Here is a 17,955-nt window from a genome sequence, read left to right as displayed (position 1 = left end):
GCGTCCTGGTGACGGAGTGGCAAGCGTGACGGGTAGGACATCGACGCTTCCAGATTGCTTGCGTTTCCCGTCATGACCAGTGGGGCGCGTATCGTTCGGGGTACGGGCGGCACTCCGACTGAGACGTACCTTCAAAAGCTATGTGAGCGCACCTTCCTCCGGCTCTGGAGCTATCCGCGCATCTTTCGCGATCAGGGCAGCGGGTCTGGACGTGATGGAAAGGAGATTTGCGACCTCTTGGTCGTCTGCGGCACTCACATTCTCATATTTTCTGACAAGCAGATCGCGTTTCCAAGCGACGGCCCACTGGAACTTCGTTGGCAACGGTGGTTCCGACGAGCTGTGCTGAAGTCCGCGGAACAGGCACGCGGTGCACAGCGCTGGATCACCGATTACCCAGCCCGGATCTTCCTGGATGCCAAGTGCCAACATCGCCTTCCACTAGATCTACCTCCCAAGGCAGATGCGCAGTTTCATCTCATAGTCGTTGCGCACGGCGTCGCGGCGGCTGTTCGGAGACACTTCGGCGATAGCGGCACTGGAAGCCTTCTGATCGACACCGACATCCGGGGAGAGGCCGCACACCGAATTCCGTTTGTCGTCGGTGATATCGATCCTGGGCGGTCCTTCGTGCATGTGTTCGACGACGACTCGCTCCAGACCGTGATGGGTACGCTCGATACTATCTCCGATTTTGTCCACTTTCTGGAAAAACGAGAACTACTGTTTCGCGGCGCGCTCAAAGTGTCTGCAACCGGCGAGGAGGAGTTGCTCTCATTTTACCTGAGCAAGCTTAATGCGCAGAATGAGCATGACTTCGTTTTTGATGCATCCCAACAGGGTCTGGCCGGAATCACCATTTTAGAGGGTCACTGGAAGCGATTCTGTGTCAATCCCCAGCGTCTCGCTCAAATTAAGGCAGACCAGATCAGCTACTTCTGGGATCGACTGATTGAGCGATTCTCCGGTCATGCCCTCGCGGGAGATCAACACTATGTCACCGACGGCGGGATCAAGGATTCCGAGACCATTCTTCGCTTCATGGCCCGTGAGCCCCGCTTCGCCCGGCGATATCTGGCACACGCGTTCCTCGATCTTTATGGGAAAACCGCCAAAAACATCCGCGCCCTCCGTATCCTGCAGTCACCTACACAGCCGGGCCTATATTACGTCGTGCTCCTACTCCCCGTGCCCCCACCCGCCTGGAATGCCACCTACGAGGATTACCGGATCGTCAGACGAAATTTCCTGTACAGTTCATTGCTGGCCGCGAAGCTTGAGCGCCCGGATGCCCTCGATATCGTGGGGATCGCTACGGAGTCTGGCCCGAATTCCAACGGGGAGTCCGAGGACGCTGGCTATTTTGATACCCGGCATTGGTCTGAGGACCTTCGGAGAGATGCGGAGGAACGCAAAGATAGCCTCAGGTTGCTCCAAAATACGCACCAGGTTCGGATTAGCTTCAAAGAATATCCCGATGTACCACGGGCATCCACAAAGAAGCCCCGGCGCAATTCCGCGTGTCCCTGCGGAAGCGGGCGGAAGTACAAAAAATGCTGCTTTTTGAGATGAAGGGCTGTGCATACGCACACCTGCTTGAAGGCATGGGGCTTGACAGCGCCGCCGAGCATCTCCGCCACATGGCCGAGCGGATCGAAGCCGGGCCGCCGGAGCTGTTCCATTAGTTCCATGGCGCTTAACAAGCCGCGCGCGGTCCCCGCCTTCATCGAGCCCCAGCTGGCGACGCTCGTCGACGATGTCCCGGCCGGCAAGGCCTGGGTGTATGAGATCAAGTATGACGGCTATCGCACGCTCGTGGCCGCCGATGGCCCCGCGGTCCGCTGCTACAGCCGAACCGGCCTGGACTGGACCGGTCGCTACCCCGCGGCCGCGCTCGCGATCGCGGCGCTGAAGCTGCGCGACGCCCTCCTCGATGGCGAGATGGCGGTGTTCGATGCCGATGGCCGCACCAGCTTCGCTGGCCTGCAGGACGCGCTAAAACGCGGCGGCGCCAACATCGCCTTCTGTGCCTTCGACCTGCTCCGTTGCGACGGCGAGGATCTGCGCCGCCGGCCGCTTGTCGAGCGCAAGGCGCGCCTGGCCGAGCTGCTCGACGGCGCGCCCGCGTCGCTGATCTACAGCGCGCACCTCGACAAGGGTGGCGCTAGGCTGCACAGCTCGCTCTGCCGACGCGGCTATGAGGGCATCGTCGCCAAGCGCGGCGACAAGCCCTATGCCTCCGGCCGCAGCAAGGACTGGCTGAAGATCAAGTGCGTGCAGGAACAGGAATTCGTCGTGGCCGGCTTCATGCGGTCCGACGCACGCCTGCCCTTTGCCTCATTGATCCTGGCGCTGCACGACAAAGACGGCCTGCGCTATTCAGGCCACGTTGGCACGGGCTTCTCCGATGCCGAGCGTTCGCGCCTGCGTGCGATGTTCCGGTCGCTCGAGCGGGCCACGCCGCCGGTGACGGGCGTGCTCCCGGCCGAGGTCCGACGCAAGGCGACATGGATCGAGCCGCGCCTGGTTGTGCAGGTTGCCTTCACCGAGCTCACGGCCGACGGCCTGGTGCGCCACCCGAGCTATCGCGGAATCCGCGAGGACAAGCCGGCGCGCGAGGTCCGCGCTGAAGTGCCGGCTCGGCCGAGGCGCAAGCCGGCCACGCCCCGGAGCGCAAGGATGCGTTCTGGCTAGATGTGGAATCCTATGGCAGCGGCGATCGCGACCACGGCCTCAAATGCTGGCTTCGTCAGCGCGATCGTCTCCAGGAAAGGTTTTGCGCCGCGCAAGAGGATCCCAATTCTTCCAAACCTCGGTTCGGCTTCCTCTGCTTCTTTCTTCGCGTCCTCAACAGCCCTCAGCGCATCATCCAGGGCCGGAGTGCCAGCGGCCTGCGCCGCCCTGATCTGGGCAATCAATAGGCCGAGCGCCACGGCAAGGTCTGTGGGCGATGCATTGGTGTGAACCGCCTGCATCTGCGTTCCAGACCCGGAATTGATGGGGCTGTTGTTGCCGTGGGTAGTATTGGTGACGGTCTGATGAACCGTCGGTCCTGATGGTGGCGTGCTCATGTCGATCCCGATCTCGGCTTCCAGCCCGGCCAGCAACCGCGCCGCTGTGTCGCGAAACGGGCGATGGTATTCGGGCTTAGGGGAGAGGTTCAGCAGCGCATCGGAAAAATCAGCTAGAGCGGCGTTGAATGCGGCGACCACGGCCGCCTTGACCGCATCCTGCTGCTCAGCGGTCAGCAGCGGAACACGGGGTTTTAGGTATGCCTGCCATTTTTCCAGCAGGAAAGCCTTGAACCGACCGAGTCCGTCCGCATAGTGCTCCGCCAAGGTCAAATGTGTCCGCGATCCCCCGTAAGCACCCGCCTTCACGAACACTGGTATAACGTCGTTGACGGCGGAAACGACAGTGCGATGGCACTCTTGCTCATGCTGAGCCTTGGCCATCGACCGAAACTCATCAAGCGGGTTCTGAGCCATTTGACCGGATGATCCCTACTAGCAGAGGATCACCGTAACACGACCTACCGCAAATGCTCCAACCCCTAGGCCGCGAGCGAACGGCGTTCGCATTGGCTCAGTCCAGTATCTTACCGGCCCAGCGATCGCGTGGACGCACCTCACGCCGAGGCTCCTGGGCTACGCTGACGAACACCGGCCGGTAGCAGCTCGGGCACTTCAGCCTGGCCGCCGCCTCGCGCACCGTCGGGTTGACCTTGTTCAGCTGCCGCTCGATCTCGCCGACGGTGAACACGACATCGGCCGTGCGATGGCAATGATGGCAGCGGCACGAGAGGTACGTCCCGTCTGCGTAGTAGTCTCGCACGCCCGTCTTGACCCGCCGCAGCGTGCGATGCGCCTCCTGGCGCAGATCCGGGTACACGACCTCGATCGACGCCGGCTGCCGGCGGCTGCAGGCGCGGCAGCGGAACGCGACGGCCGATAGGCGCTTGAGCGCATAGCGCAGTGGCAGCTCGGCCGGATCAAACTCCGATTCGCGGCCACAGGCGCATTTGATGCGCAGCCTGGCGCCGCGCCTGGCCAGCTCGCCGATCGGGCGCGAGCGATCATCGGACATCGGCCATGGTGACTACAGCAGCGTGCCTGTCATGCCGGTGGGCGGACGCACCGGCGCCGCGGCCGCAGCCGCGTCCACCGGCCGCATCAGGTCGGGATCATTGAGCTTCGGCCCGTTGACGCGCGCCGATACTTCCCAGGCCTCGAGCGCGCCGGCGTACGGGCGCATGAGCGCAGCGGCCTCGTCGGGCGTGCCGCGCATCCACTGATCAAACTGGGCCGCCTCGAGCACGACGGGCATGCGATGGTGATAGGCGCTGACGCTGGGCGCGGCATCAGTGGTGACGATCGCGTAGCTGATGAAGCCTGGGCCGCCGTTGCCGGCCCAGCGATCCCAGATGCCCGCAAACGCGAAGGGCTCGGCCGTGGCGCGCATGTAGATCGGGCGCTTCTTCGGGCCCACCTTCTGCCATTCATACCATCCCGTCGCCGGCACCAGGCAGCGCCTGCGCTCGAATGACTGGCGGAAAGTCGGCTTGTCGCGTACCGACTCGGCGCGCGCATTGATCGTGCTGACGGCCTTCTCGTCGAGGTTCTTCAGCCAGCCCGGGATCAACCCCCAGCCCGCGATGATCAGCTCGCGTCCGCCGCCCTCGATCGGCCGGATGATCGGCAGCGGCTGCGTCGGCGCCGCGTTCCACGTCTGCCGATGCTCACGCGGCCCGACCTCGGGCAGCGTCAATTCGTAGAGCCGGACGATGTCCGACCAGGTCAGTGCGTGGGTGTATCTGCCGCACACAGCGTGATCTCCTCGAGGCGCCGGCGAAAGCTCTCAGCGTCCAGTGTCTCGGCGAATCCGAATGCGAGCTGCACACCCTCGCCCGTCATCTGGTAGCGGTTGAGCGTGATCGATCGCGCGATCTCCCTCAGCGCCACGACACGATCGACATCGCCGGCGATCGCCTCGGGAACGTCGACGACGGCCTCGTACAGCTCGACGTCATCCTTATCGGCCACGTAGTCCATCAGCCAGCGCTCGAAGGCCTCGCAATCGGCATACTCGAAGAACCCGATCGCGAGCCGATCGGGCGGATCTGGGGGCGTCCACATGACGTGTCGGCCGGGTGCGAGCCGATCGGCAGCTTTTGTCAGGCCCTCATAGAAGCTGGCCCAATTCGACCACCCGAAGCGGTGGATCTCTAGCTGGCAGCGGCAGGTCCGTTCCATGGCTTCGTCCGTGCTCCTCGCGGTGGCTCAATGGCGAGAACATAATAGGAACAACGCACTCTGTCGAATCGGACAAGACTTGGCGTATAGGCGGCTATGTCGCCCCAAGATATCGATTGCCCGCGCAGTTCCAGTATCCAACGAGCAGAAAATATCCACGTATTTTCAATATGATAATGCGTGCACCAACCAACGGGACCCCAGTCTGGCAGATCTAGCTGAACCAAGCTTTTCAGCCAGTTGCGATTACAAACGACAAAGACGGGGGTAACGTAAAGATTGCAGTCCTGATTTCGAATGCCCACATAGCCGACGCGAGAAAAGTAAAACGAAATGCAAACTTGGGTAGGGACATGAGCCTCACGTTCGAAAAGCTTGTCGACTACGTGCGCGCAGAATTCAACATAAGGGGTTCCAATGAGTGACGGGACAACATCCAGGCTACCGCCCGCACGGGTTCGGCGACAGCTTCGAAGAGAAGCAGGCTTTGTGTGCGCTCATCCGGACTGTTCCGAACCATATCTCGAGTATCACCATTTCGACCCACCATGGCATGTCGAGCAGCACCATCGCCCCGAGGGCATGATAGCGCTATGTGCAAATCACCACGGCCGCTCGGCCGCATATAGCGTCGAAGATTTGAGGGCTTGGAAAGCATCGGGATCAAAGTCCGAGACTGTTCGTGCAACAGTCGAATGGAAGCGGGAAAGGTCCTTTGTGGTCGTTGGGAAAACCTTGGGCTGGAACTGCGGTACTTGGTTACACCTCGGAGGAGAGCCGGTGATCTGGCTCACACAAGACGAACGCGGTCGAGATATGTTCAATTTCACGATACGCGATTCATCTGGGCGGACTGCCTTTGAGATGCGCGACAACGATTGGGTCGCCCACCCGAAATGGGAGGATATCGAGATAGGTGCGGAAGGGCGGTCCCTCTACTTCAAGTCGAAGTTGGGAGACATCTCCTTGCGTCTCAGGTTTGCCGAGAAATCCATCGCGACCATCTTTTCGGACTTCGACTATGATCCCCGTCGTCAGCTCGAAATGCTGCAACACCTTGGACCGGATCTTGGTCCACTCAATCCACTGAAGGAACTATTGGAATCGGGTTTGACGGCACAGACTGGGCTCATCTGTACTGTGGAAGGTCGATGGACTTATCCGCAGCAAGTAGAAATTGCGCACGGTTACGGGCGCTACGGCGGGATCCAGATCATGAAAAGTTTTGCCTTCATGGTTAATTGTGTGGTCCAGCTCTAGCTCATTCCCGACGCCACCGCCTTGATGATGATGCTCCTGGCTGGTGCCCCCTACTCGCACCGCTCGGCATACAGATCGTTGTTCGTGACGATCTGCTCGGCCAACGACCTGTAGAGCTGCGCCCTGGTCCGCATGTCGGCCACCTGCTCGACCGTCACGATGATCTGCCGGCCGCGCGTGCAGAAGGTGTCAACGACGGCCGGGGAGCAACCGATCAAACAACTCGTCATCAGACAGAGAGCGATTGCGATCTTCGGCATGGATCCGCTCCTTGCGGGCTTTCTCGATCTCGGCCGAGACGCGGCCGCGCTCGATGGCCACCCCGTCGACCCGGCCCTTCACGTAGGCACCGCCGACCAGCAGAACGGCCAGCAGCACGGCGCCTAAGTACCTCGCCGCCGGCGTCCGAATAGCCGCGAGCAGCCCTGAAACCACCACCATGGAAGTCTCCTCATTGCCCGGTCAGCCAGCGGGCGAATACGATCGCCCAGGCGGCCTGCACGATGCCGTAGGCCGTAAGCCACGGGGCGCCCATGGCCGCTGCAATGGTCGCCAAGAGGATCGGCGGCACGACCAGCGCCACGACGCCGAAGCCCCACAGAATGACGTAGGCTGGCCAGCCGAAGGCCTCGACGCGTGGCATGCCCATGATGTCCTCTCCTCAGAAGACACGGCGCAGCAGCTCGCCGAGCTGGGCCCAGAAGTCGCGTGGTGCTGGTGTCGCGCTGGAAGTCGGCATCGCCGGCGGCGCCCTATCGGGCACGGCCGCTGCCACCAACGCCGCGCGCGTGAGCGGGCCGACCAGGCCGTCGACATGCAAGCCGGCACGAGCCTGGAAGACCTTTACCGCGCCCCCAGTGGCCGGTCCGAAGTGGCCATCCTCGACGAGGCCTGGTGCGCCGCTGGTACGGTTCAGCGTTGCCTGCAACGCCCGCACGTCGTCGCCAGTGGTTCCCTCGAGCAGCAGGCGCGGCTGCGCCTGCCGCGGCGGCACCTCGCCCTCTGGCATCGGCGTCTCGCCGATCGCGGCCTGGGCGCGATCCCAGTAATACTGGCGCGTAGCGAGATTGATCAGCCCGCCGTTGACTCTCCTGGTCAAGGCCGTGAAGTCGCCGCTGTCCGCGATCTCATTGCAGCCGTTCGCAGCCCAGAAGTGCGCTGCGCTCTGGGCACCGCCTTCGGGCGTCAGCAGGTAGTCCGGATCGGTGTCCAGCGGCATGCCGACAGCAGCAAAAAAGCGGAAGTAATTGGCCTTTCCCGTGAGCTGCATGGGCCCACGGCCGCGGTAGCGCCAACCATCGTCCGGCGCGTTGTTGCCCAGACGAAAACCCGGCGATCGCCGCGCATCGGCATAGATCCAGTTCGCGATGGCTTCCGGCCCTTGGGCCGCGACCGCGCGGGCCTGGGCCAGATCGCGAAACGTGCCAGCGAACAGCTCGTAAAGCCGTTCGCCTGTATAGCTCAGGTTCTCCGCCTGCACCTGCAGCTCGCCGGTTTCCTCAGCGATCGTCGCCAGGAACATCTCGATGCGGCGTTCCCGATCGATGCGGTAGGCCGGCATCTGGGCATTGAGCGACGGCAGCCAAAGCTCGGCACGACCGGTCGCATGGGCGCGCGGCATGATTGCCGCGAGCTGCTCGCGGGTCACAAGCATGGTGAAGCTCCGATGATGGGTGCCAGTCAGCGCGCCAGTAGTCGGCGGCGGCGCAGGCGGTAGATCATGGTGCCGGCGAAGCCGGCATTGATGGCAACCTGACCGAGCTCGATGTCATAGGGCCAGGCGATGATGTTGAAGAGGCCGCCAACGACGGCGCCATAGAGGCAGAGGCGCAGCCACAGCGGGTGGCCGCGCGCCTTCTCAAGGAGGTACCACAGCGCACAGACTGCGATCGCCAGCGATGTCACCGCGTTGGCGACCCACAGTGCCCACAGCCCTGCGTCCATCATGACTGGCCTCCCGTCGGTGGACGCGTGCTGCCCGGCCGCAGGAAGTCGAGCACCCGCCGCGGATCCTCGCGGAACCAGTCGGCCAGCCGCAGCACCAGCTCGATCAGCGTCATCGACAGCAGACCGATGACGAAAGCCAGGGCGCGATCGAGCGCGCCATCCGGCGCCACCGTGATCACCAGCCCAACCAGCGGCGTCAGGTAGCTCGCGCTGATCGCGCCCAGCGCGATCAGGCTCATGCCGCGCTTCCAGCTCATGGCGTTGGCCTGGCTCATGAACACGACGCGTGCCACGCCGCCGGCCAGGCCGGCCAGCGCCGTCGACAGCTTGACGCCGAGCGCTCCAACGACCTCACCGATGTCCATGCCTACCCCCTGACGACGCCTACGGATTGAGTTTTCAAGGCCGCGTCGACCTCGGTTTGGGTGATGATCCCTTTGGCGACCAGCAGATCAGTCAACGCCTTGACCGTCTTCATCTGCACACAGGCATTCTCGGCGCGCGACCGCGCTTCCTCTTCCTCGGTCATCTCGACCAACTTGCCATCTACGACCTTCACAAGGCGGGTCATGTCACGCGGCCTCATAGACGCCATTGGCGTACAGGCTCATGCCGCTGGCACCTGGATAGGTGCCATCGTATTTCAGGAGAATGAGCTTCGCCGGCGACGCCAGAATAGATGCCCAGCACGTGAAGTTGCTTGGTCCATTGGCGTGCGCTGAACAATTCTGCTGCGGCCCGATCGGCGCGACCGGATGGGTAAGCTCTACACCGCCAGCTGCCGTCCCGTTCGTCGTGATCGTGACGATCGTTCGAAACGCAACGAGCTTGCCCCTCTGTATGTAGGAGCCGCTGGCCGACACCGATGTAAAACTGCCGACGGAAGATGTGACGACCGGCGTATAGGCAGTCCATGCCGGAAAATCATCGGTGAGGTTTCGCAGGTACTTGTGCGTCGTCTCGTTCAGCGTGCCGACCGTGATCCACTGCGTCCCATCCCACAGCTTGTGCGCCGTGCCGGTCGGCGCGCCGGTGCTGTCCAGCCAGTCCATGCCCTTCTGCTTCAAGGGCGGCTCGGTGGAGCCGTAATGCTTGCGCCGCAGCTGCCACAGGCGATCGGCCGAGGTGATGGTGTGGACCACGCGCATGGCGTCGCCCGCCTGCCAGTCGATCAGCGAGCCCGTGCTCGAGCGCAGCAGGTTGCGGGTGATCCGCCCGCCGCTAGCGTTGGAAACGACGCCCCACCCGTGCTCCCATTTCGAGTAGTCGGGCAGCCTCGCGACATACTCGGCAACGCCGCCGTTGCCGAACACAGCCAGGAAGGTGCGGAAACCAGATACCGCCGACGGGATGATGTAGTCACCAAGCCCCGTGGTGGTCGACTGCTGCAGCACGAAATCGTCGCTCTGCTCGGCCATGGCGGACTACCTCGTGACCTGCTGCGGGCCACGACGCTCGAGCGGCCGCGGCCACACGTCGCGCGGCGCCCACGGCTCGGCCACGCAGCGCAGTTGTGGCGCGATCAGGCGGCGCCGCGCCTCGCAGTCGGCGCGCTCGGTGAAAACCTCGTGCACCAACACGGGCGCGCCATCGGGCGCCTCGAACGCTCCGGACAGCACCCAGAGCGTCAGCCAGATTTCCTTCATGTCAGAGCAGCTCGCGGATCTGGAGGGTGGTCGAATGACGGCGGCGGAAGGGGCTCGCCAGGCGGCGCTGGCCGACGCGCAGGCCGTAGATTGTGTACTGGTGCAGGTAGGTCGTGGCCTCGGGGTCCAGGCACAGCAGGAACGGTTTCGCCGTGCCGCGCTCGCGCAGCAGGTCGCCCATGCCGCCGGCCGCCATCGCATCGGCCTCGGTCAGCAGGTTCCAGGGCAGCGACTTGACCCGCGGGTTGTCGCGCGGCTCGACCAGGGTGCGTCCGTACGGCGTCGGCACGACCCTGTCGGCGGGCTCGTCGCCGAGTTCCCAGCCGCGCGAGAAGTTCACGGACGGCGTGATCGCCTTGTCCAGCAGCAGCACGCCGGCCTGCACGAGGGTGCCGGCGAAATCGATGCGCCACCACCGGAAGGTCTGGACCGACGGCAACCGCAGCAGGCATGTGTGCTGCAGCCAGCCGGCATCGGCCGGCTTGCCCGTCACCGGCCACACCGACACGCTCGTCGAATCGTAGCCCGGCGCGGCCGTGAGGTTGGCCTGTGACGAGGCCCCGCGCAGCTGCCAGAAGTCGCCCCCGCCGAACGTCACGCCCACCATCGCCAGCGTGTCGACGGCGACGGCAGCGCCCATGTCGATGACGACCCAGGGGTTCGACGTCGCCGAGCGCCAGACCTTCGAGGGTTGCGCCGCCAGCTTCAGGTTGCCGACGGGAAACGCCTCGGACGACGCGGTGAGCGTCGCCTCGCCGATCGACCGCGGTGACAGGAAGAGCGCACGCGCCATGTCAGCCCCACAGGTCCAGCGTGACGTAGTTGAGGCCGGCCACCGCTTCGACGCGCACCACCGTCATCAGGCGCGCCTCCAGCCCATAGCGGGTGTAGCCCCGCACTTGGCAGACGCGGCCGAGCACGTCGGCGAACGGATCGAGCCGCACGGGGATGCGCCAGCGCTGGCGATCGACGCCGAGCAGCGCCTGCTGCCGGACGGCCTCGGCGACCGCGTCGCCCTCCAGCGCGTACTCGCCGGCGATCGGCACATCCGGCGCCTGGGCATGCAGCAGCTGCACGGCATCGTCCTGCGCCTGGACGTATGTCCATTCTTCGCCGTACAGAAGCTGCTGGCTCGCCGTCGCCGCGCCGAGCTCGCTCTTGAGCTGCGGCGCCCAGTTGTGCCGCCAGCCGACCCGCGTTTTCCAGCGCGGCGGCGACCAGGCCATCATCTCGGGCGTGCCCTTCGTATCGGCCGGGTGGTCGATGACGAAGTCGGCCCGCGTCTGCCTGTCGAGCTGGTTCACCGTCAACTTGGCGTTGAGCCCGATGCGCCACCATCCAAGGCAGCCGGCCATGATCCTGTCGCACGCCGCCCCGATGGAGATATCGCTGTCGAAATAGAAGCCCACCGGCCCCGGCTGCAGCACGTTCATCCGGAAGAAGGCTGCGTTGTCGACGTCGGCCGCGATCGCCAGGGTGCTGGAGTCCTTCACGGGGTCAGGTCCCCGGGACACCGCGATGCGGCGCAGGATGTTGGCCCGCGTCTCCTGGTAGAACTGCACCATGCTCGAGATGCCGTGCAGCAGCAGGTTCTCGTCATCACCCCAGCCATCGAGCCGCAAGCTCAATGCCGGCGCCGACCCCAGGCGGAAGCAGCCGTCGGCGCTGCCCTTGACGGCCTGGCCTACCGGGACCGACGCCAGGGCATCCAGGTCGGCGTATGTGTCGAAATTGCCGCCCGTCAGCGTGTACTCCGAAACGCCGTCGCGGATCGACGTGACGGCCTTCACCTGGCGGTCGTGCCACTGGTAGATCAGCTTTTCCGCATTGATCAGCCGCGGCTCGACGTTGAACACGCGGCCGTAGGCCTGCGGTATCGGCTGCCCCTTCAGCGCCGCGTCGCCACCCAGCCCGCCGCTGCCGTCATAGCGCCCCAGCAGCGGCGTCTCGTACAGCCTGCCTTGGCGGTGCTTGACCTTGAGCCGCTTCTCTTCGTCCGAGAACAGCACCTTGTCGCAACCCAGCGCCGCGATGCGCGTGAAATCCGGGCGGAAGATCGAAATGCTGCGGCCGTCCCACGCATATCGCGTGATGGCATCGTCGAGCTCGCCGCCGGGATCGGAGAGGGTGATGTCACCGAAGCCGGTGCCCGACTCGCTCGCGCCCGAGGCCGGATCGATACCGTCGAACAGCTGGTCCTCGAAGTTGAAACCCTCCGCGAGCAGCGGCGGGAAATGCGTCGCAGGGAGGAAGATCAGAGGATCATCGACGTTCCGGGCGAACGAGTTGTAGCCGTGCGTCGACGCCGGCACGATCGCCGGCGCGCCGGACACCGGGTCCCACGGATAGGCGATCATCAGCAGCGCCTGGTTGTCCGCCGGCGAGAAGTCCTGATACGTCACGACCTCGTTGACCTGGACCTCCAGCGTCCCGCCGGGATAGTCGATCGTGCCCGCCGGATAGGGCGGGTACATGAGCTGGATCGTCATCAGGACCGTCTCTGTTGCGCGAGGAACAACGCCATCTGGTCTGTCAGCACCTCGACCTGGGCGGTGAGCTGGTCGATGAGCTCGGACTGCTGGGCGATGACGCGGGCCGCTTCGCTGAGATCGGCGTTCCCGCCGCCGGCGGTGTTGGCCGGCTGGGTCCCGAGGAATGACGCCAGGTCGGCAAGGACCTGCTCACGGCCGGCACCGAAGCGCTCGCCGTGACCGTACGCGCCCGCCAGCGCAGTGATATACGCGCTGGCATCGCTGCCCAGGCGCTGCAGCGCCGTGCGGTCGCCACCGCGGGCCTGTGCCAGCGTGGCCATGTAGGTCGCCTGCGAACCGCTCGCCGCCGCGCCCGGGCTGACGCCGCTCAGCGAGCCGTACAGGATGTTGTTGTAGACGTCCCGCAGCCCCTGCATCGACTGCGCCATGGCGGCGTTCGAGTCCTCGACGATGCGCACGCGGCGGGCGGCGTAGTAGGCCTCGATCTGGTCGATGTCGGCGAGCGCGCCTGTCACCGTCTGGTTGAGGTACTGCGCGTTGGCGATCGCCGCCTTGCGCTCGACCTCGAGATCCTCGAGCGCGACCTGCAGCTGCCCTTCCGGCGTCATCAGCAGCGAGCGGCGGCGATAGTCGGCATTGACATCGGTTGCCAGCTTGTTGATCGCCTCCTGCGCCCGGATGCGCACGAGGCCGACATTCCCGCCCGCCGCCTCAGCCAGGCCGGCCAGGTTATCGAATTGCTGGTTGAGGCCGCGCACGGCGAGCTCGGCTGCGGTGATGGTGTCCGTGCCGCGCGCCAGGTCCTGAAGCGTCGTGCCCAGCGCCTGGTCGATGATCGCCTTGCGCTCGGCCGCGAAGGTGCGCTCGATCTGGTTGATATCGACCAGCACGCCGCTCACCGCGTTGAGCGTCGCCGCCTCCTTCAGCGCCTGCTCGCGGCCCTTGGCGTTATCCTCCAGCGCCAGCCGCAGCTGGCCACCCGGCGTCAGGCCGATCTCGCGGCGGCGATAATCGGCATTGGCGTCAATGGCGAGCTGGGCGATCGCTTCCTGGCGGCGCTTCTCGACCAGGCCGACATCGAGGCCGTACTGCCGCGTCTGCGCGGCGACGGCATCGTACTGCTTGTCGAGCTCGCGCAGCGCCCGGTCCATCGCCGTGACGTTCTGCGTGCCCTTCTGCAGGTCGTCGAACACCGGCGCGAAATCAAGCGCCGCCTTGATCGCATCCAGCGAGTCGAGGTCGGTGTTCTGGACGATCTGCGACACCGTCGGCGTGAAGCCGGCGCCGCCGAGCGTGCCGCCGCGCGCGTTCTCGCGCAGCAGCAGGCCGGCCAGCACGCCGATCGCCTCCTCGGGCGAGCGCAGGCCGGCCCGGCTCTCGCGCGGATCGCGGTTATAGTCACCCAGCCCGACGATGAACTGGTTGCCGGTGTTTTTTCCCACCGAGTTGAGGATGTAGCCGCCGATCGCCCCTGGCCCCAGCGACAGGCCGTAGCCGGACAGCAGCTCGCCGAACGCATCGGTGAAGCCCGACGCCGCCTGGCCGGTGGTGCCCAGCGAGCGGCCGCGGCTCATCGCCATGGCCGACGACATGGCGCCGCCGGCGAAGCTGATGTTGGTGACCTCCTGTGGCGTCTTGGGCTTCTTGCCCAGCAGGCCGCCCAGCAACCCGCCGATCAGCCCGATCCCCATCCCCACGGGACCGAGGAAGCCCAGCGCCGGCACCGCCGCGCCGAGGAGCCCGAGGCCGCCGCCGAGGATACCCGAGATGCCGCCGATCGTGTTGCCCTGGCTCAAGCTGTACGCGCCGAGGCCGATCGAGCCGATGCCGGCGAGCGCACCGCCGACCGTCAAACCAGCGCTCTGCCCCGGAAGACCGGAGATATAGTTGTAGGCTTCCGCCCCGGTCATGCCGGGGATGACACCTTCGAACGACGCCACCGATCCCAGCGAGCCACCGAACAACGGTGTGCGCAGGAAGCCGCCGAGGCCGAACAGATCACCACTGCCGCCAAACAGGCCGCCGCCGGGCATACCCCCGAGCAGACCGCCACCGCCGAGCGATGCGCCGGCCGACGGGTACGGCACGCCGGCGCCGATCGACCCGATGCCGCCGCCCACACCACCAGCGGCACCGCCGCCCATGCCGCCGGGCACCAGGCCGCCGAGGCCCGCGACACTGATCAGCGGCTGGATGAGCGGGCGGATCACGAGCAGCGTCGCCAGCTCAGCGAGATACTGCCGCCCGATATCCTTGGCCCGCTTCCAGAAGTCCTCCCAGCTGTCCAGGTTGCCCGACATCGCGTCCTTGAAGATGTCGGTGGTCAGCGAATAGACGTTGCGGATCGCCTGCTCGGCCGGCTGCTGCAGCAGCTGCGCCTCGCGCTCGGCCATCCGCTCCATCTCGCGCTGCGCCTGCTCAGACGCGCGCCGCTGATCCTCCTGCGCCTTCTTTGAGTCGTACGCCGCCAGCGCCCGCGCCTTCGCCTCCTCGCCGACCGCCTGGATCTGATCCTCGGTCATGCGCAGGACCTTGGCGCGTGCCAGCTCCTCGGCCTTCAGCTCGGCGACATGGCCGGCGCGTTCGCGCGCGCTCTCATCGCTGAGGTCCGATTCGCGCGCCAGCGAGTCCAGGTACTTGTCGAGCGCCTCCTTTGCCCGCTCGTATTCCTTCGCCGTCTGATCGACCGAACCGCCACCACCACCGCCGCGCTTGCCCCAGCCTGGCGGCAGCGGCGGGCCATAGGGTTCAGACTTGCCAGGATTGAAGTAGCCGCGACTTGTGCCAGGCGAATTGTCGTAAAAGTGGACCGACAACGCCTCGGACACTTCATCCGATGCAACACGGAGAATTTCGTCACGGACCTTATTCAGCGCGGCACGAATGCGCGCCGAATCGATCGTCTCTCCACCGTGATGCTTGAGCGAAGCGACCAGCTCAGCCTCGAGCTGCGCTTCGCGCGTGCGTGGCGATGCCTGCGACCCAGTGGGCGTCGGCGGCCCGTACTGCGGCGACGTGAGCGAGAGACCGAACTGAAATCCCAGCACGCCCGACAGGCTGGGTAGACCTCCACCCCACTTGGACACAACCTCAAGAAATTTCGAGAAGCTGGTTGTCGCCCCTTCCGCATCCTTGGCCACCTGGATCAGCGCTGGCGACGCGCCCGCAACGATGTTGAGAGCTAGCCCCTTCCACGCCTCGCTGGAGCTGTTGACGACTTTTGTCAGCGCCTCAATCTTCTCGCGCGCGCCCTCGTCGATCAGTGCACGATGCCGAACGAGTGCATCCGTGGCAGCGTCGACATCCTTGACGCCGTCCTTGAACGCGTCGGCAAGCTTGATCCACCCCGTGCCGAAGAACTGCGCACCCAGCGCATTGCGCGTCGCCTGGTCATCGAGGCGCGCCATGGCGTCGATGATATCGCGCACGATGCCGTTGAAATCGCGCAGGCTGCCGTCCGCCCTCAGCACGCCGACGCCGAGGCGGTCCAGGACAGCCGTCAGCCGCTGGTTGCCTTCGGCCACCAAGCCGATATTGCGGCTGGCGACGACCATGACCCGGTTGAGGATGTCGACGTCCTCGCCGCTCTTGGCCACCACCTGCCGCCAAGCCTGGATCTGGGCGATGGTGAGGCCCGTCTGCTCGGCCAGGTCCTTCATCTGGCCGTAGGCCGCGAACACGCTCTTGCCGAGGTCGACGATCGCCCCAGCCGCACGCGTCACGGCCTCGCCCAGCACGTTGCCGATCGTGCTGCCAGCCGTGACCGCGCCGAGGTTCAGTTCCCCGAGCGCCGAATTGGCGCGCCGCGCCGCGTCGCCGATCTGCCCGCTAGCGGCGCCGGCCTTGCCGCCGAGATCCTCCAGCGCGGTTCGCATCTGGTCGGCGGTGGTGCGGCCCGACTCGAGCGCATCCTTGAAGGCGGCCGCGAGCTGGCGCTCACCCTCCTCGACGGTCTTGAGCGCCCGCGTGATCTGATCGGCGCTCGCCGTGCCGGCGTCGCCAGCCTCCTTGAAACCCTGTGCCGCGGCCCGCGAACCGTCCTCGATCTTCTTCAGCGCCTTTTCGACGGCCTCATCGCCCTCGACGCCGAAGCGAGCGGAAATCATCGATCCACCCATTTTCATCGCCTCGACATCAAGAGGTTCAAACAGGCATATGTCCGCGGGCGCATCCCAAAGGAGACGACATGACTGCCGACGACAAACTGCGGTCCACCCTCACGACCGCGAGCGCAGCCGTATCCATCGCCCGCGAGGTCATTGAAGAGCGGGAAACGTTGACACCAGAACAGATGCGCAGCGCGCTCCTGAGCTTGATGACGACCGTCGCGCCAATGATCGAGCACGCGGAGCGGCTGCAGGGACGTGTCAGCAAGCTCGAAGACCAGTTGGCCAGGACAGTCACGATCCTTGCTGACCTGCATTCACGGTTGCCCGGAGCAACGCGTTGAACGACGTGCCGGCGGACTTCGCGGCGCCGGAGAAGTCGAGCAGCTTCGCGACGCGCGTCTGCCGCACCAGCACGAACAGAGGGATGCCCCGCTCGCCGGCCGGCATGGCGATGTCCTTGCGGCCGGGATCGGTGCTGTGCTTGACGCGGCCGCGGCCGCGCTTCGGCGGGTTCGCGACGAGCAGCGCCTTGCCGTTATTGATCGCGACAAACCGCAGCTCGCCCAGCGCGCGCGCCGCGAGCCGTGTCTGCGCGAAGCGCCTCGGCATGGCGGCGCCGCTCAGGGCGCCAAGCTTGCGGTCGACCAGGGCGCGGTCCCAGCCGCGGGCGATCGCCTCGGGCAGCGGGATCACGAGCCATTGCCCGACGCGGGCAGTGATGGTCGCGCCCTGGCCGAAGGCACGGTGCAGCGCCGTCGCTTTCGACCAGACCAACGCCGCCGGATGCAGCGAGGCTTTGTCGCCCTTGGGCCAGTGCTCGACGCGCCACGCCTTCTCGAGGCCGGGGCCCAGCCCGGCGCTGCGCACCTGGTCGCGCAACACGCGCTGCAGATCGTCGGCCGCCTTGCGCGTGGCCGCCGTCACCCGCTGCGCCGCGGCGCTCTTCGACTCGACCTGTGCCTTCTGCAGCTCGCCGGCCGGAAAGTCGAAGTTGAACTTCACCGGCGGGGCTCCGTCACGTCCGTTTTGCCAGGCGCGCGTCTTCCGCCTGCATCAGGTCGAAGATCGCCATCAGCCAGGCGCCCTGGTCGAGCAGGCCGCCAGCCTCGGGCAGCGGGCCCGGCGGTGCCGGCAGCGGCAGCAGCAGCGGCGGCATGCCCTGCCCCCTGGGCAGGGGCAGGATGCCGGGCTGCGGCCGCGCGGTGGCGTAGAGATCGAAGATCCGGCGCCAGACCGGATCGAGGTCGAG

At 65.5% G+C, this 17,955-nt stretch carries 21 protein-coding genes; 4 read left to right on the top strand and 17 right to left on the bottom strand.

Translation table 11 applies throughout. The features are described from left to right. Positions 1 to 72 precede the first annotated feature (72 nt). On the top strand, positions 73 to 1,572 hold the full coding sequence (locus FHP25_RS25170; protein WP_147849737.1) for an SEC-C metal-binding domain-containing protein: 1,500 nt from the start codon (positions 73 to 75) through the stop codon (positions 1,570 to 1,572). A 39-nt stretch (positions 1,573 to 1,611) separates the two neighbouring features. Beyond that, positions 1,612 to 2,694, top strand: a complete 1,083-nt coding sequence (ligD, locus tag FHP25_RS25165; protein ID WP_147849736.1) for a non-homologous end-joining DNA ligase — start codon at positions 1,612 to 1,614, stop codon at positions 2,692 to 2,694. On the opposite strand, the gene FHP25_RS25160 is transcribed toward ligD, so the two are convergent. From FHP25_RS25160 to FHP25_RS25145, 4 genes are all read right to left on the bottom strand, one after another. Beyond that, positions 2,691 to 3,455, bottom strand: coding sequence for a hypothetical protein (locus tag FHP25_RS25160; RefSeq protein ID WP_147849735.1), 765 nt, complete (start codon positions 3,453 to 3,455; stop codon positions 2,691 to 2,693). The genes ligD and FHP25_RS25160 overlap by 4 nt on opposite strands. A gap of 130 nt (positions 3,456 to 3,585) precedes the next feature. Then, positions 3,586 to 4,086, bottom strand: a complete 501-nt coding sequence (locus tag FHP25_RS25155; RefSeq protein WP_147849734.1) for a hypothetical protein — start codon at positions 4,084 to 4,086, stop codon at positions 3,586 to 3,588. A gap of 12 nt (positions 4,087 to 4,098) precedes the next feature. Next, positions 4,099 to 4,824 (bottom strand): SOS response-associated peptidase, encoded by a 726-nt coding sequence (locus FHP25_RS25150; RefSeq protein ID WP_147849733.1) that lies wholly within the window; start codon positions 4,822 to 4,824, stop codon positions 4,099 to 4,101. After that, positions 4,797 to 5,252, bottom strand: a complete 456-nt coding sequence (locus FHP25_RS25145) for a hypothetical protein (RefSeq protein ID WP_147849732.1) — start codon at positions 5,250 to 5,252, stop codon at positions 4,797 to 4,799. Before FHP25_RS25145 ends, FHP25_RS25150 begins: the two co-directional genes overlap by 28 nt. Positions 5,253 to 6,032: 780 nt before the next feature. Between FHP25_RS25145 and FHP25_RS25140 the strand changes: the two genes are divergently transcribed. Continuing rightward, the gene (locus tag FHP25_RS25140; RefSeq protein ID WP_147849731.1) at positions 6,033 to 6,512 is read left to right on the top strand and encodes a hypothetical protein; all 480 of its coding nucleotides are present in this window, start codon (positions 6,033 to 6,035) and stop codon (positions 6,510 to 6,512) included. Between the two features lie 189 nt (positions 6,513 to 6,701). Here FHP25_RS25140 and FHP25_RS25135 read toward each other — a convergent pair whose 3' ends face one another. The 11 genes from FHP25_RS25135 to FHP25_RS25085 are packed head-to-tail and all read right to left on the bottom strand — an operon-like array spanning position 6,702 to position 16,703. Further along, positions 6,702 to 6,953 carry a hypothetical protein gene (locus FHP25_RS25135; RefSeq protein ID WP_147849730.1) on the bottom strand — a complete coding sequence of 84 codons (252 nt, stop codon included), beginning with the start codon at positions 6,951 to 6,953 and terminating at the stop codon, positions 6,702 to 6,704. 10 nt (positions 6,954 to 6,963) lie between these two features. Next, positions 6,964 to 7,161: a hypothetical protein gene (locus tag FHP25_RS25130; protein WP_147849729.1), complete on the bottom strand. Its 198-nt coding sequence runs from the start codon at positions 7,159 to 7,161 to the stop codon at positions 6,964 to 6,966. A gap of 12 nt (positions 7,162 to 7,173) precedes the next feature. Next, positions 7,174 to 8,160, bottom strand: coding sequence for a peptidoglycan-binding protein (locus FHP25_RS25125; protein WP_178133770.1), 987 nt, complete (start codon positions 8,158 to 8,160; stop codon positions 7,174 to 7,176). A 32-nt stretch (positions 8,161 to 8,192) separates the two neighbouring features. Next, positions 8,193 to 8,459, bottom strand: a complete 267-nt coding sequence (locus FHP25_RS25120) for a hypothetical protein (RefSeq protein WP_147849727.1) — start codon at positions 8,457 to 8,459, stop codon at positions 8,193 to 8,195. Beyond that, positions 8,456 to 8,824, bottom strand: a complete 369-nt coding sequence (locus FHP25_RS25115; protein ID WP_147849726.1) for a hypothetical protein — start codon at positions 8,822 to 8,824, stop codon at positions 8,456 to 8,458. Before FHP25_RS25115 ends, FHP25_RS25120 begins: the two co-directional genes overlap by 4 nt. 2 nt (positions 8,825 to 8,826) lie before the next feature. Further along, the gene (locus tag FHP25_RS25110) at positions 8,827 to 9,030 is read right to left on the bottom strand and encodes a nitrile hydratase subunit alpha (RefSeq protein WP_147849725.1); all 204 of its coding nucleotides are present in this window, start codon (positions 9,028 to 9,030) and stop codon (positions 8,827 to 8,829) included. Position 9,031: 1 nt separating this feature from the next. Further along, a complete protein-coding gene (locus tag FHP25_RS25105) occupies positions 9,032 to 9,877 on the bottom strand; it encodes a hypothetical protein (protein ID WP_147849724.1) in 846 nt (281 codons plus the stop codon). Positions 9,878 to 9,883: 6 nt separating this feature from the next. Then, on the bottom strand, positions 9,884 to 10,105 hold the full coding sequence (locus FHP25_RS25100; protein WP_147849723.1) for a hypothetical protein: 222 nt from the start codon (positions 10,103 to 10,105) through the stop codon (positions 9,884 to 9,886). A 1-nt stretch (position 10,106) separates the two neighbouring features. Next, positions 10,107 to 10,898, bottom strand: coding sequence for a hypothetical protein (locus FHP25_RS25095; RefSeq protein ID WP_147849722.1), 792 nt, complete (start codon positions 10,896 to 10,898; stop codon positions 10,107 to 10,109). 1 nt (position 10,899) lies between these two features. After that, on the bottom strand, positions 10,900 to 12,594 hold the full coding sequence (locus FHP25_RS25090; protein WP_147849721.1) for a hypothetical protein: 1,695 nt from the start codon (positions 12,592 to 12,594) through the stop codon (positions 10,900 to 10,902). After that, positions 12,594 to 16,703: a phage tail tape measure protein gene (locus FHP25_RS25085; protein WP_147849720.1), complete on the bottom strand. Its 4,110-nt coding sequence runs from the start codon at positions 16,701 to 16,703 to the stop codon at positions 12,594 to 12,596. The genes FHP25_RS25090 and FHP25_RS25085 overlap by 1 nt, the downstream gene beginning before the upstream one ends. An 80-nt stretch (positions 16,704 to 16,783) precedes the next feature. Here FHP25_RS25085 and FHP25_RS25080 point away from each other — a divergent pair, with 80 nt between their 5' ends. Further along, positions 16,784 to 17,047, top strand: a complete 264-nt coding sequence (locus tag FHP25_RS25080; RefSeq protein ID WP_147849719.1) for a hypothetical protein — start codon at positions 16,784 to 16,786, stop codon at positions 17,045 to 17,047. Here FHP25_RS25080 and FHP25_RS25075 read toward each other — a convergent pair. Both FHP25_RS25075 and FHP25_RS40915 read right to left on the bottom strand, forming a co-directional pair. Beyond that, positions 16,998 to 17,708: a DUF6441 family protein gene (locus FHP25_RS25075; protein ID WP_147849718.1), complete on the bottom strand. Its 711-nt coding sequence runs from the start codon at positions 17,706 to 17,708 to the stop codon at positions 16,998 to 17,000. The genes FHP25_RS25080 and FHP25_RS25075 overlap by 50 nt on opposite strands. 13 nt (positions 17,709 to 17,721) lie before the next feature. Next, on the bottom strand, positions 17,722 to 17,862 hold the full coding sequence (locus tag FHP25_RS40915) for a hypothetical protein (RefSeq protein WP_178133769.1): 141 nt from the start codon (positions 17,860 to 17,862) through the stop codon (positions 17,722 to 17,724). Positions 17,863 to 17,955: the final 93 nt, after the last annotated feature.

This window comes from Vineibacter terrae, assembly GCF_008039615.1.
GTDB lineage: Bacteria > Pseudomonadota > Alphaproteobacteria > Reyranellales > Reyranellaceae > Vineibacter > Vineibacter terrae.
The sequence above is the reverse complement of the archived record's forward strand: the minus strand, read 5'-3'. Positions and strand labels throughout refer to the sequence as shown.

What these genes read in the sequence shown, in the direction of transcription:
- FHP25_RS25170 (WP_147849737.1), top strand. Translation starts at nt 73, where the DNA reads ATGACCAGTGGGGCGCGTATCGTTCGGGGTACGGGCGGCACTCCGACT.
- FHP25_RS25160 (WP_147849735.1), bottom strand. Translation starts at nt 3,455, where the DNA reads ATGGCCAAGGCTCAGCATGAGCAAGAGTGCCATCGCACTGTCGTTTCC.
- FHP25_RS25155 (WP_147849734.1), bottom strand. Translation starts at nt 4,086, where the DNA reads ATGTCCGATGATCGCTCGCGCCCGATCGGCGAGCTGGCCAGGCGCGGC.
- FHP25_RS25145 (WP_147849732.1), bottom strand. Translation starts at nt 5,252, where the DNA reads ATGGAACGGACCTGCCGCTGCCAGCTAGAGATCCACCGCTTCGGGTGG.
- FHP25_RS25135 (WP_147849730.1), bottom strand. Translation starts at nt 6,953, where the DNA reads ATGGTGGTGGTTTCAGGGCTGCTCGCGGCTATTCGGACGCCGGCGGCG.
- FHP25_RS25130 (WP_147849729.1), bottom strand. Translation starts at nt 7,161, where the DNA reads ATGGGCATGCCACGCGTCGAGGCCTTCGGCTGGCCAGCCTACGTCATT.
- FHP25_RS25120 (WP_147849727.1), bottom strand. Translation starts at nt 8,459, where the DNA reads ATGATGGACGCAGGGCTGTGGGCACTGTGGGTCGCCAACGCGGTGACA.
- FHP25_RS25115 (WP_147849726.1), bottom strand. Translation starts at nt 8,824, where the DNA reads ATGGACATCGGTGAGGTCGTTGGAGCGCTCGGCGTCAAGCTGTCGACG.
- FHP25_RS25110 (WP_147849725.1), bottom strand. Translation starts at nt 9,030, where the DNA reads ATGACCCGCCTTGTGAAGGTCGTAGATGGCAAGTTGGTCGAGATGACC.
- FHP25_RS25105 (WP_147849724.1), bottom strand. Translation starts at nt 9,877, where the DNA reads ATGGCCGAGCAGAGCGACGATTTCGTGCTGCAGCAGTCGACCACCACG.
- FHP25_RS25100 (WP_147849723.1), bottom strand. Translation starts at nt 10,105, where the DNA reads ATGAAGGAAATCTGGCTGACGCTCTGGGTGCTGTCCGGAGCGTTCGAG.
- FHP25_RS25095 (WP_147849722.1), bottom strand. Translation starts at nt 10,898, where the DNA reads ATGGCGCGTGCGCTCTTCCTGTCACCGCGGTCGATCGGCGAGGCGACG.
- FHP25_RS25090 (WP_147849721.1), bottom strand. Translation starts at nt 12,594, where the DNA reads ATGACGATCCAGCTCATGTACCCGCCCTATCCGGCGGGCACGATCGAC.
- FHP25_RS25085 (WP_147849720.1), bottom strand. Translation starts at nt 16,703, where the DNA reads ATGATTTCCGCTCGCTTCGGCGTCGAGGGCGATGAGGCCGTCGAAAAG.
- FHP25_RS25080 (WP_147849719.1), top strand. Translation starts at nt 16,784, where the DNA reads ATGACTGCCGACGACAAACTGCGGTCCACCCTCACGACCGCGAGCGCA.
- FHP25_RS40915 (WP_178133769.1), bottom strand. Translation starts at nt 17,862, where the DNA reads ATGCCGCCGCTGCTGCTGCCGCTGCCGGCACCGCCGGGCCCGCTGCCC.